We start from the raw sequence: 12147 nt of genomic DNA on the forward strand, positions 1-12147 counted from the left end.
CGCCGAAGCAGGCGTGCTGCGACCGGAGGGTGAAGGCTGGGGAAACGGTCATGGACGGAGGTGGTGCAGCAGGTCGCCGACGGCAGCGGCGAAGGCCTGCGGTCGTTCCTGCGGAAGGTTGTGCCCGGCGCCGGGGACAGTGCGGTGCTCGTGCGGCCCGGCGAAATGGTGGGCATGCCCGGCGGTGCCGCCGGCGGCCAGCACGCCGTCGTCCGCGCCATCGAGCGTGATCGCCGGCACGGCGATGTCCGGCTGCGCGGCCAGGCGCGCCTCGGTTGCGGCGCAGGCCGGGTCGCCGGGGACGAGGCCGTAGCGGTGCCGGTAGGAATGGATCACGACGTCCACGAAGTCAGGGTTGTCGAACGACGGCGCAGTGCGCTCGAAGGTCGCATCGTCGAACGCCCAGGTCGGCGACCACATGCGCCACAGCAGGCGGCACAGGTCCGCGCGGTGTTGCGCCAGCCCGGCGCGACCGCGCTCGGAATGGAAGTAGTACTGGTACCAGAGCCGCGCTTCGTCTGATGGCGCGATCGGCTGCTGTGCAGTCGCGATGTGCTGGATGTTGTAGCTGTTGCAGGACACCAGCGCTGCGCAGCGCTCGGGCTGCAGCGCCGCGACGATGCAGGCCGCGCGGCCGCCCCAGTCGTAGCCCGCCAGCAGCGCCCTCGGGATCGCCAGCGCGTCGAGCAGCGCGAGCAGGTCTTGCCCGAGCGCCGCCTGTTCCCCCGAGCGGGGCGTGTCGTCGTCGACGAAGCGGGTCGGCCCGAAACCGCGCAGGTACGGCACGACCACCCGGCAGCCCTGCGCGGCCAGCGCCGGCGCGACCTCGGCATACGCCTGCACGTCGTACGGAAAGCCGTGCAGCAGCACGACCGGCGGGCCGTCGACCGGGCCGATCTCGTGGAAGCCGACGTCGAGCACGCTGGCGCGCACCCGGCGCAGGCTGCCCAAGGCATCAGTCATACAGCACCACGCCGCGGATCGACTCGCCGCGCTTCATCAGGTCGATGCCCTGGTTGATGTCCGCGAGCGGCATGGTGTGGGTGATCAGCGGGTCGATGCTGATCTTGCCGTCCATGTACCAGTCGACGATCTTCGGCACGTCGGTGCGGCCGCGGGCGCCGCCGAAGGCCGACCCTTCCCACTTGCGGCCGGTGACCAGCTGGAAGGGGCGGGTGGCGATCTCGGCGCCGGCCTCGGCCACGCCGATGATGATGCTGCGGCCCCAGCCCTTGTGGGTGCATTCCAGCGCCTGGCGCATCACCTTGGTGTTGCCGATGCACTCGAAGCTGTAGTCCGCGCCGCCGTCGGTGAGCTGCACGATCGCATCGACGAGGTTGCCGCCGGCGGCCTCGATGTCCTTCGGGTTCAGGAAATGGGTCATGCCGAACTGGCGGGCCATGGCCTCGCGTTCGGGATTCAGGTCGATACCGATGATCTTGTCGGCGCCGACCATCTTGGCGCCCTGGATCACGTTCAGGCCGATGCCGCCCAGGCCGAACACCGCCACGTTGGCGCCGGCCTCGACCTTGGCGGTGAACAGCACCGCGCCGATGCCGGTGGTCACGCCGCAGCCGATGTAGCAGACCTTGTCGAAGGGTGCGTCCTCACGGATCTTGGCCAGCGAGATTTCCGGCGCCACCGTGAAGTTGCTGAAGGTGCTGGTGCCCATGTAGTGGAAGATGGGCTTGCCTTCCAGGCTGAAGCGGCTGGTGGCGTCGGGCATCAGGCCCTTGCCCTGGGTGCCGCGGATCAGCTGGCAGAGGTTGGTCTTGCGGCTCAGGCAGAACTTGCACTGGCGGCATTCCGGCGTGTAGAGCGGAATGACGTGGTCGCCCTTCTTGAGCGAGGTCACGCCCGGGCCTACGTCCACCACGATGCCGGCGCCCTCGTGGCCCAGGATCGCCGGGAAGATGCCTTCCGGATCGGCGCCCGAGAGGGTGTAGTAGTCGGTGTGGCAGATGCCGGTGGCCTTGATCTCGACGAGCACCTCGCCGAACTTCGGGCCCTCCAGGTCCACGGTTTCGATGGTCAGGGGCTGGCCGGACTGCCAGGCGACGGCGGCTTTGGTTTTCATGGCGGTAGGAGAGGTCGGTCGGGGAATACGGTGCGGGCACCGATGATCGGGGCAATCCGCCGACCGGATGTGTCGGTCGGTGCAGCGGTTACTATCAAAATCCTAGCTGACTGCGCAGGTCCTGCCTGCGCGAAACCCCGATTTTTCTCACAGGAGAGCCATCCATGAGCGTTTACGACCGTCTGCGCGAACTCGACATCACCCTGCCGCCGGTGGCGGTGCCCGCCGCCGCCTACCTGCCGTTCGTGCGCACCGGCAACCTGATCTTCGTCTCGGGCCACATCGCCCGCAAGGACGGCAAGGTGTGGGCCGGCCAGCTCGGCGGCGAGATCCAAACCGAAGAGGGCAAGGCCGCGGCCCGTGCGATCGCGATCGACCTGCTCGGCACTCTGCAGGCCGCGACCGGCGACCTCGACCAGATCGTGCGCATCGTGAAGGTGATGAGCCTAGTCAATTCCCGGCCGGACTTCACCGAACAGCACCTGGTGACCAACGGCGCGAGCGAACTGCTAGCCAAGGTGTTCGGCGACCGCGGCGCGCATGCCCGGAGCGCCTTCGGCGTGGCGCAGATCCCGCTGGGTGCCTGCGTCGAGATCGAGCTGATCGCCGAAGTCGCCTGACCGGTTTAAGCCGTCCGCGCCGGCGGACGGTAGGCTCAGCGGTTGCGGGCGAGCGCCACTTCGCGGCCGAGTTCGATCACCGCCATCGCGTAGTAGCTCGACCAGTTGTAGCGGGTGATGGCGTAGAAATTCTCGGTGCCGACGACATAGCTCGGCGCGTCGCCGCCGTTCTGCAGTTCGATCAGCGCGAGCGGGCCGCGGTGCGCCGCGCCGGGGCCCTCGACGATGGCACCTTTCGCGGCGAAGGCGGCCACGCTGAAGGTCGGTAGGATGTCGGGCGCCAGCAACGCATCGCGGTCGAGCCGGGCAGGGTCGAAGCTGACCGGGTAGTGGGTCGGCATGCCGGGCGTCCAGCCGTAGCCGCGGAAATAGTTCGCGACCGAGCCGATCGCGTCGGCCGGGCTGCCGAACAGGTCGATCCGGCCGTCGCCGTCGAAGTCCACCGCGTACTTCGCCCAGCTCGACGGCATGAACTGCGGCAGACCCATCGCGCCGGCATAGCTGCCGCGCAGTTCGAACGGGTCCAGGCCGGCCCGCATGCACAGGCTCAGGAACTGCTCCAGTTCGCCGCGGAAGAAGGCAATCCGCTCTGCGGCCCGCGGATGGGCGGCGGGGAAGTCGAAGGAGAGGGTGGCCAGCGCGTCCATCACCCGGAAGGTGCCGACCTGCTGGCCGTAGATCGTCTCCACCCCCAGGATGCCGACGATGGTTTCGGCGGGCACGCCGTATTGCGCTTCGGCGCGCGCGAGCGTCGCCTGGTGCTGGTCCCAGAAGCGTACGCCGGCGCGGATGCGGATAGGCTCGACGAAGCGGCTGCGGTAGAGCCGCCAGTTCTTCGCGGTGCCGCGTGCCGGCGGCAGCATCAGCCGGGGCACCTGCGGCAGCAGCCGCGCTTCGCCGATGGTCCTGCGCACCCAGGCGCGGTCGAGGCCGCGGCGCTCGGCGATGTCGTCGGCGAAGGCCATCGCGTCGGCGCGCTCCTCGTAGGAGGGGCCGGGTGTGCGGGCCGGGGTTGCGGCAGTAGAGCGCGGCGCGGGCTTGGCCGGGGCGCGTTTTTCAGCCGCGAATGTGGCCCCAGCGCCCACCAGCAGGGCGGTTCCAGCTATGAAAAGAGTAGCGATGACGGTGCGCGGCATGGAGGACGATCAGGAGCGAGGGGGCGAAGACGACGGCCAGGGCAGGGAACGGAATTCTCGGCGCAGCCGCTGCAGGTCGGCGCGGCGGGTGGCGGCATCGCCGGTGGGGGCATACCGCTGCGCTTCGAGCCGCAGCAGCCAGTCGTGCAGCGGGTCGGCTGCGTCGCCGAAGTGCCGGCGCGCCTGCCGGGCCACGCCGCGGGGGGCGGCGGACGACGGCAGCGCCAGGCCGCTGCGCGCCAGCCGCCGGCGCACCTGACCGAGCAGCCGTTGCCAGGGATCGTGCGCGCGGCGCGTCCACAGGCTCCACAGCCCGGTGCCGACCGAGGCGAGCACCGCCAGGCCGACCAGCAGACGCACCAGATCCTCCCAGTCCGGGCTGGCGAAGCCCAGCCGGCGCAGCAGGTCGAACTGACGACTCTGGGTGTAGTTGAGTACCCACTGGTTCCAGCGGTTGTCGATGGCTTCCCAGACGGCCCGCAGCCGTTCGCCGACATCGCGGCCGACCACGCCGCCGAACGCGGTCGCGAAAGCGCCGCGCGGCGTCTGCAGCCGCAGCAGCTGGCCGACCCGGTCGGGCGCTACCGCGCCGGTCGGGTCGACCCGCACCCAGCCGCGGCCGGGCTGCCAGACTTCGGTCCAGGCGTGGGCGTCGCTGTTGCGCACCGTCCAGTAGCCGTCGACCGGGTTGAGATCGCCGCCCTGGTAGCCGGTCACGATGCGCGCCGGGATGTCCATCGCCCGCATCAGCACGACGAAGGCCGAGGCGATGTGCTCGCAAAAGCCTTCCTTGCGGTCGAACCAAAAGGTGTCGGCGGTGTCTCGGCCGTACACGCCCGGCTCCAGCGTGTAGCGGTAGCCGCCGGTGCGCAGCCGTTCCAGTGCGGCGCCGATCAGCGCGGCGGTGTCGTCCCCGAAGCGCGGATCGGCCTTCATCTCTGCGGCGAGCGCTCGGGTGCGCGGGTCGAAGCCGGGAGGCAACAGCGTGAACAGGCGCAGCGCCGCCGCCGGCTGCGCCGGGCCGTGGCGGAAATCGGGGTAGCTCTCGGCGGTGTAGCGCTGCACCTGCCGCAGCGGCTGGGTGGCGAGCCACTGCAGGTCGGGCGTCTGGAAGGCGTCGATGCCGGCCGGTGCCTGCACGGCTGCATCCATCGTGAGCAGCCAGGGCCGGCCGCTCGCCTCCAGCGTTGCCTCGTAACGGACCGGCCGGCCCTGCACCTCCAGCCGGGCGGACGTCTGGCGCAGCGGCTGCGCCCGCCACTGGCGGCCGTCGAAGTCCGACAGCACCGGTCCGCGGAAATACAGTTGCTGCTGCGGCGGCGCAGTGCCGGCTGGCAGGTCGGGGAAGCGCAGCCGCATCGCCACGCCGTCGTCGAGTGCCAGTTCCGCGATCGTACCGACCTGCATGTCGGCGGACAGGCCGCTGCGGCCGCGCGCATCGTCGCCGGGCATGCCCCAGAGCGGGCCGATGCGCGGGAACAGTAGGAACAGCGCGGCCATCACCGGCGCGCCGAACAGCATCAGCCGCAGGGCGATCCGGCCGGCATCGGCCAGCGGCGGCCGGCCGACCGGCATGTGGGCTTGGACCAGCGCGGTCAGCAGTCCGGCCAGCGCGACCACCATCGAGAGTGCGACCGGCAGCGACTGCGAGAATAGGAAGTTCGTCAGCATCACGAAGAAGCCGAGGAAGAACACCACCATCGCATCCCGCCGCGCCCGCAGTTCCAGCGTCTTGAGGGCGAGCAGCATCACCACCAGCGTGACTCCCGCCTCGCGGCCGGCGATGGTGCGGAAGGTGGCGAACGTGGCGGCGACGGTCAGCACCACCAGGCCGACCATCCACCAGCGACCCGGCAGCGGCGCCGACCGCCAGGCGAGTTGACCGCGCCACAGCAGGAGCAGGTAGGCCAGCATGGCGGCCCAGGGTGGCAGGTGGAACGCCTGCGGGGCGAGCGTCCAGCCCACCACCACGAGCAGGAACAGCGTGTCGCGGCTGTCGCGCGGCAGGGCGTTCCAGCGGGTCAGCATCGGGCGAGGGCCTCCAGGCAGGCCTGCAGGTGGCGGGCGCCGGTGGACGACGCGAGCGTGGTGCCGGGCAAGCGCAGACCGTAGGCCAGACCGAGCCGGTCGGCCTGCAGCACCCATGCGCAGAGGCGCGAGAGCTGCAGCTCCCGCCCGCTCAGGCCGGTCGCACCGGCCTGCTGCAGGTCGAGCCAGAGGTCCTGCCGCTGGGTGGATGTCGCATCGCGGCTGACCAGCGTGTCGCTGCCGGCGGCGATCGCCTGCGCGGCTTTTTTCCAGACGACCAGCCGCTGCGGGTCGCCGCGCCGGTAGCCGCGCACGCCGTCGGGATCGCCGGTACCGGCGCGTCCGGCCACCGCATGGGGGTCCTGCTGCGCCTGCGGCTCCCCGGCGGGCAGCGGCGGCGTCGGCGTCTCGGGCCGCGGATAGACGAGGAGCGAGGCGGCCGGCCGCCAGACCGTCCAGACGCGGAAGGTGCCCATCGGAAAGCGGGTTTCGGCGACCAGCGGCGGCAGCGGCTGCTCGCCCCGGGCGGGCGGCGTCCAGGCGATCCGGACGGTGGCGATGCCGCCGCCGGGTACGTCCGTCCAGGCGCGGGGCGTGCTGCCCATCACCCCGAGGGCCAGTGCATGGCGCACCGCGCGGCTGTCGCTCGCGATCTGCACCTCCAGCATCGCCGCGTCGCCCGCGAAGGCCGGGGCGGGCGGCAACAGGTGCAGCGTGGCATTGCGCAGGTTGGCGTGGCCGGCGTGCATGCCGGCCAGTGCGCTGCCCGCCAGCAGGAAGGTCAGCAGGTAGCCGAGGTTGAGCTGGTAGTTGATCGACGCGACGAGCAGCACCGCCAGTACCGCGGCCAGCAGCGCGCCTGCACGGGTCGGCAGGATGTACACGTTGCGGTGGGTCAGCCGCTGCGTGTCCTGGCGCGGCAGGCGGCCGGCCAGCCAGCGCGACAGCGGTCCGGCAGACCCGGCGGCCCGCGCCGCCCGGCGGCGGCCGAGAAAGGCGCGGAGGCTCATCAGGGAAGGGGCACGGCCTCGACCATTGCGCGGACCTGATCGACCGCGCTGCGCCCCGAGGTGCCGACCGGCACCAGGCGGTGGGCCACGCACTGGGGCAGCACCGCCTGCACGTCGTCGGGCGCCACGTAGTTCCGCCCCGCGAGCAGCGCCTGCGCCTTCGCCGCCCGCACCAAGGCCAGGCCGGCGCGGGGCGACAGGCCCTGCACGAACCACCGGCCCGACCGGGTCGCGGCCAGCAGCTCCTGCACGTAGTCGATCAGCGGATCGGCCGCATGGACCGCGAGGGCCTCCTGCTGGAGCGCGAGCAGCTCGTCGGTCGAGAGCAGCGGCAACAGCCGGTCGAGCAGGTCGCGCCGGTCCTCCCCGGCGAGCAGCAGCCGTTCCGCCGCGCGGTCCGGATAGCCGAGCGAGATCCGCATCAGGAAACGGTCGAGCTGCGACTCGGGCAGCGCGAAGGTGCCGAGCTGGTCGTGCGGGTTCTGGGTGGCGATCACGAAGAACGGGTGGGGCAGGGCGCGGGTCTCGCCTTCGACCGTCACCTGCTTCTCTTCCATCGCCTCGAGCAGGGCGCTTTGGGTCTTGGGACTGGCGCGGTTGATCTCGTCGGCCAGCAGCACCTGCGCGAACACCGGGCCGGGGTGGAACACGAAGCCCTCGCGCCCGCGTTCGTAGACCGACACGCCCACCAGGTCTCCGGGCATCAGGTCGGCGGTGAACTGCACCCGGGCGAACTGGAGGCCGAAGGTGCGGGCGAGCGCATGGGCGAGCGTGGTCTTGCCGACGCCCGGAACGTCCTCGATCAGCAGATGGCCGCCCGCCAGCAGGCAGGCCACGCAGTCGCGGACCTGCGCCTCCTTGCCCACGATCACCGTGTTAAGCTGGCCGAGCAGGGCCTCGAGTTTCTGCTGTGTCTGCATGGCACGACGTTAGCCGAAAAACACGCCCCGAGACGACCCGCGACGCCCATGAAGACCGGCTATTTCGTCCACCCCGACTGCCGCCGTCACGACATGGGCGCCGGCCACCCCGAATGCCCCGCCCGGCTCGATGCGATTGAGGACCGCCTGCTGCTCACCGGCGTGGCCGACGCGCTGGTGCGGCACGAGGCGCCCGCGGCGTCCGATGCCGCGTTGCTGCGCGCGCACACCCCAGCGCATCTCGCCCGGCTTGCGGCGCTCGACGCCCGCAGGGCTTCGGACGCCGCCGCCGGCGGGCCTCCGGTCGCGCAGGTCGACCCCGACACGGCGCTGAACGCGTACACCCTGCAGGCCGCCCGCCATGCCGCCGGCGCTGCGGTTGCGGCCACCGATGCGGTGATCGCCGGCACCCTGGAAAACGCCTTCTGCGCGATTCGCCCGCCCGGCCACCATGCCGAGCGCGAGCGGGCGATGGGCTTCTGTTTCTTCAACAACGTGGCGGTCGCGGCGCGCCATGCGCTGGATCACCACGGCCTCGCGCGGGTCGCGGTGGTGGACTTTGATGTGCACCACGGCAACGGCACCGAGGACATCCTCGCCGGCGACGATCGGGTGCTGATGGTGTCGTTTTTCCAGCATCCTTTCTACCCGCACTCGGGTACCGAGTCGCCTGCGGTCAACATGGTCAACCTGCCGGTGCCGGCCTATACCCGCGGCATGGACGTGCGCGAGCTGATCGAGATGATCTGGATGCCGCGGCTGGAGGCCTTCCGGCCGCAGATGGTGTTCGTCAGCGCCGGCTTCGATGCCCACCGGGAGGACGACCTGGGCCAGCTCGGGCTGACCGAGCAGGACTTCGTCTGGATCACCGCGCGGATCAAGGACATTGCCCGCCGCTTCGCCAAGGGCCGCATCGTGTCCTGCCTGGAGGGCGGCTACCACCTCGATGCGCTGGCACGCAGCGTCGAGGCGCATGTACGGGTGCTGGCCGACCTGTAACGGCTGGCCTGCTTTCGCACTTCCCGGGGCGCGGTCTTCAGTACGCCTGGTGGTCGCGTACCACCAGCAGCGCGGTGCGCCCCAGGATGCGCAGGTCCAGGCCGACCGACCAGTGCTTAATGTAGAACCGGTCGTATTCGACGCGCTTCATCATCTTCTCCAGCGTATCGGTTTCGCCCCGCAGGCCATTGACCTGCGCCCAGCCGGTGATGCCCGGCTTGACGGTGTGGCGCAGCATGTAGCCCTTGATCTGCTGGCGGTAGAACTCGTTGTGCTCCATCGCATGCGGACGCGGGCCGACCAAGCTCATGCTGCCGTTGAGCACGTTGAAGAGCTGCGGCAGCTCATCCATCGAGGTGCGGCGGATGAAGCGGCCGAGCGGGGTGATCCGGGGGTCACCGCGGGTCGCCTGCCGCACTTCGCCGGCGGTCTGCTGGTGGACGTACATGCTCCGGAATTTCAGCATGCTGATCGGGCGCCCGTCCTGTCCGTAGCGTGTCTGCCGGAACAGGATCGGGCCAGGAGACGTCCGGCGGATCGCCAGGGCGATCGCCAGCATCGGCAGGGCGAAGACCAGCAGGGCGAGCAGGGACAGCGCGATGTCCATCGTCCGCTTCAGCACCCGTGCCATGCCGAGGATGTTGTTCTCGTGCAGCGACAGTACCGGCACGTCGGCGACCGACGCGATATCGATCTGGAACGGGCTGCGCGGATCGATCTCGGGCACGAAGTACACCGCGGCGGTCGAATCGCTCAGCCGGTCCATGATCGGATGGATGTGGTTGGTCGTCAGCAGGTCGGTGCCGATGAAGACGACGTTGCAGGTGTTCTCGCGCAGGTACTCGGCTGCATCCTCGACGTTGCCGATGCGGTGCATCTGCGCCTGGTCTTCCGGATAGGCCCGGCCGAAATAGCCGTCCACCTGCATGCCGAGGTTCGGCGAGCGGCCGAGCCGGGTGTTCAGGATGTGTGCCTGGCGGCCCGGCATGATGAAGATCGTGCGCCGGGTCTGCCCGCCGCCGTACATCTGCTCGGACATCAGCCGCAGTCCGGCCATCGCCAGCAGCATGCACGGCCAGGTGCCCAGCGCCCAGAGCTGCGCTGCGCGCCGGGCCGCGTCGGCATCGCCATGGGGCAGCAGCACTTCGGCCACCAGGGTGACGACGACCACGCTGACCCACTGCAGCGACGCCCGATACAGCATGTAGCCCATCCGGCGGGTACTGGTCAGCTGCTCGAACTTGACGAAGAAGTAGATCGCCACGGCGGCGACGATCACCGCACGGCCCTTGTCGATCGCTCCCGGGGCGATACCGGCATAGAGTTCCGCCGCCAGGTGGCCGGTCAGCGAAATTGCGCCTGCAGAAAACCCGACGATCCAGAAGAACAGCCGATGGTGCGCGGCAGGGTTATAGGCCTGGCTCATCGGGCCGTGCGCATCCTGCGCCACTCGCGCCAGCACAGCCGCAGGAAATGCGGGTCGTCCACCAGATAGCGCCGCCAGAACCGGCGCGGGTCCGACAGCAGGCGCGACAGCCATTCGAGCCCGGCCCGCTGCACCCAGCGCGGCGCACGGCGCTGTAGGCCCAGCCCGAATTCCATCGCCGCGCCGACGCAGAGCACGATGCCGCCCGGCAGCGCGGGCGCGTGCTGCAGCGCCCACAACTCCTGCTTCGGCATGCCCAGGCACACGAACACGGCCTGCGGCGCGCGCGCCTGGATGCGTGCGACGGCGTCTAGCGCTTCCGGCCCGTGGGGATCGAACCGCATGGACGGGCAGATCAGGTCCACGTCGATGCCCGGATAGGCCTGCTGAAAACGGTCGCGCAGCATGGCCTCGGACCCCGGCATGCCTCCCAGCACTGTCACCCGCCAGTCCCGCCGCACGGCTTCGCGGCACAGTTCCACGAACAGGTCCGATCCGGTGACCCGCTCGGGCAGGGGGCGGCCCAGCAGACGGCTGGCCCAGACCACCGGCATGCCGTCGGCGAAGATGAAATCCGCACCGGCATAGCGGCGCTGGAAGTCGGGCTGGCGGTCCAGCCGCACGAGATGGTCGACGTTGGGAGTGACGACCACGGCAGCGGGCGCAAGGTCTGCGCGCCCGGCCAGCAACGCGGTCGCGCCGCCCAGCGTCGCTGCCTGGATTTCCAGACCGAACAGGCGGACGACGGCAGAAGGGGCGGACGGGCGAAGCATCGGCAGGATGGCGGCGTTACAAAAACGCACGACTGATCCTACCAAGAATGAAGCGGGCTTCTGCCGCTAATCGGGCCGGCTGTGGGCGTCGCGCGACCGCGTCTCACCTCGTGCGGTCGCACCACCCGCCGCGGCCGTCAGCCGGCCCAGCGCCTCAGCGGCGCAGACCGCCCGCCGAACACCATGGTGTGCGCCCGCCAGCCAGAGCACGCCGGCCGACCCCGTGTGCCAGGCGACCGCGATCGCCGACCGGCATGCGACCGCGCTGCGACGCCACCAGTGCCGTCCGTGGGGATCGGTGCGCTGTGTATGCCGCTCGGCGTCCAGCCCCGTGCGCCAGGCGCGGCGCAGGATCCAGTCGCGGTCGAGCCGTGGCGGCTCCACCGGCTCCAGTACCGCCGCTTCCTCGCTCCACACGATGCGGGCGCCGCTGCGCGCCAGCCGTTTCAGCAGATCGGCACATTCGCCGCCGGTCTGGCCGAAGGCGGGGTCGAATCGGCCACCAGCGTCCCGCAGCCACCGGCGGTCGATCAGCATGTTGCCGCCCCGCATTGCCGACGCCGGCACGGTGTCGCCGGTCGTGAACGACAGGGCGTCGTACACGCCGCTGCGCACCAGCCAGGCCGGCGCGGCGGGCGGCAACACCGCGTGGACCGGCGCGAGCACCACATCGCACGGAAAAAGGTCCTGCGTCGCCAGCAGGTGCGCGATCCAGTCGGGCAGCGCCCGTTCGTCGTCGTCGATGAATGCCAGCCACCGGCCGCGCGCCAAGTCGACCGTCCGGTTGCGGGTGATCGCCAAATTCAGTTGCGGCTGGATGGCGTAGTCGACCGCGATGGAGCCGCAGCGCTGGCGGAAGGCATCCACCACCGGCCGGGCGCTGCCGGCCGCGTCGTTATCGACGACCACGACCTGCTGCGGCGGACAGGACTGGGAGGCGAGGTCGTCTAACAGCAGCACCAGCGTGCCGGCACGGCGGAAAGTGGCGATGCAGACGGTCAGGAGACAGTCGCCGCTGTCATAAGGGCCGGACGACGGGGCCGGCGGTGTCGCCCGGAGGGCGTGCACAGGAGAGGAGGACACGGACAGCGTGGGGGACCGGATGGAGCGGGTGAAGGGAATCGAACCCTCGTATGAAGCTTGGGAAGCTGCCGTTCT

The 12147-nt window shown here is 70.5% G+C and carries 11 protein-coding genes; 2 read left to right on the plus strand and 9 right to left on the minus strand.

Annotation, left to right across the window (positions count from 1 at the left end; genetic code table 11):
• Positions 1–48 precede the first annotated feature (48 nt).
• Positions 49–963 (minus strand): alpha/beta hydrolase, encoded by a 915-nt coding sequence (locus QZ500_RS01270; protein WP_295849844.1) that lies wholly within the window; start codon positions 961–963, stop codon positions 49–51.
• A complete protein-coding gene (locus tag QZ500_RS01275; RefSeq protein WP_295849846.1) occupies positions 956–2077 on the minus strand; it encodes an S-(hydroxymethyl)glutathione dehydrogenase/class III alcohol dehydrogenase in 1122 nt (373 codons plus the stop codon). Before QZ500_RS01275 ends, QZ500_RS01270 begins: the two co-directional genes overlap by 8 nt.
• Positions 2078–2241: 164 nt before the next feature.
• On the opposite strand from QZ500_RS01275, the gene QZ500_RS01280 reads away from it, so the two are divergent.
• Positions 2242–2697, plus strand: a complete 456-nt coding sequence (locus tag QZ500_RS01280) for a RidA family protein (protein WP_295849847.1) — start codon at positions 2242–2244, stop codon at positions 2695–2697.
• A 35-nt stretch (positions 2698–2732) separates the two neighbouring features.
• On the opposite strand, the gene mltB is transcribed toward QZ500_RS01280, so the two are convergent.
• The 4 genes from mltB to QZ500_RS01300 are packed head-to-tail and all read right to left on the minus strand — an operon-like array spanning position 2733 to position 7791.
• On the minus strand, positions 2733–3833 hold the full coding sequence (gene mltB / locus QZ500_RS01285; protein WP_295849849.1) for a lytic murein transglycosylase B: 1101 nt from the start codon (positions 3831–3833) through the stop codon (positions 2733–2735).
• Positions 3834–3842: 9 nt separating this feature from the next.
• Positions 3843–5861, minus strand: a complete 2019-nt coding sequence (locus QZ500_RS01290; RefSeq protein WP_295849851.1) for a DUF3488 and transglutaminase-like domain-containing protein — start codon at positions 5859–5861, stop codon at positions 3843–3845.
• On the minus strand, positions 5855–6871 hold the full coding sequence (locus QZ500_RS01295; RefSeq protein WP_295849853.1) for a DUF58 domain-containing protein: 1017 nt from the start codon (positions 6869–6871) through the stop codon (positions 5855–5857). Before QZ500_RS01295 ends, QZ500_RS01290 begins: the two co-directional genes overlap by 7 nt.
• The gene (locus tag QZ500_RS01300; protein WP_295849855.1) at positions 6871–7791 is read right to left on the minus strand and encodes a MoxR family ATPase; all 921 of its coding nucleotides are present in this window, start codon (positions 7789–7791) and stop codon (positions 6871–6873) included. The genes QZ500_RS01295 and QZ500_RS01300 overlap by 1 nt, the downstream gene beginning before the upstream one ends.
• Positions 7792–7839: 48 nt before the next feature.
• Here QZ500_RS01300 and QZ500_RS01305 point away from each other — a divergent pair, with 48 nt between their 5' ends.
• Positions 7840–8790 carry a histone deacetylase family protein gene (locus tag QZ500_RS01305; protein WP_295849856.1) on the plus strand — a complete coding sequence of 317 codons (951 nt, stop codon included), beginning with the start codon at positions 7840–7842 and terminating at the stop codon, positions 8788–8790.
• Between the two features lie 37 nt (positions 8791–8827).
• Here the strand turns inward: QZ500_RS01305 and QZ500_RS01310 are convergent, their stop codons facing one another.
• The 3 genes from QZ500_RS01310 to QZ500_RS01320 form a co-directional block, all read right to left on the minus strand.
• Positions 8828–10216, minus strand: coding sequence for an undecaprenyl-phosphate glucose phosphotransferase (locus tag QZ500_RS01310; RefSeq protein WP_295849859.1), 1389 nt, complete (start codon positions 10214–10216; stop codon positions 8828–8830).
• Complete coding sequence (locus QZ500_RS01315) at positions 10213–10989, minus strand: WecB/TagA/CpsF family glycosyltransferase (protein WP_295849861.1); 777 nt, start codon at positions 10987–10989, stop codon at positions 10213–10215. The genes QZ500_RS01310 and QZ500_RS01315 overlap by 4 nt, the downstream gene beginning before the upstream one ends.
• Before the next feature lie 66 nt (positions 10990–11055).
• A complete protein-coding gene (locus tag QZ500_RS01320; protein WP_295849862.1) occupies positions 11056–12072 on the minus strand; it encodes a glycosyltransferase family 2 protein in 1017 nt (338 codons plus the stop codon).
• Positions 12073–12147: the final 75 nt, after the last annotated feature.

Origin of the sequence: uncultured Xylophilus sp. (assembly GCA_913776965.1) — a bacterium.
GTDB lineage: Bacteria > Pseudomonadota > Gammaproteobacteria > Burkholderiales > Burkholderiaceae_C > Xylophilus.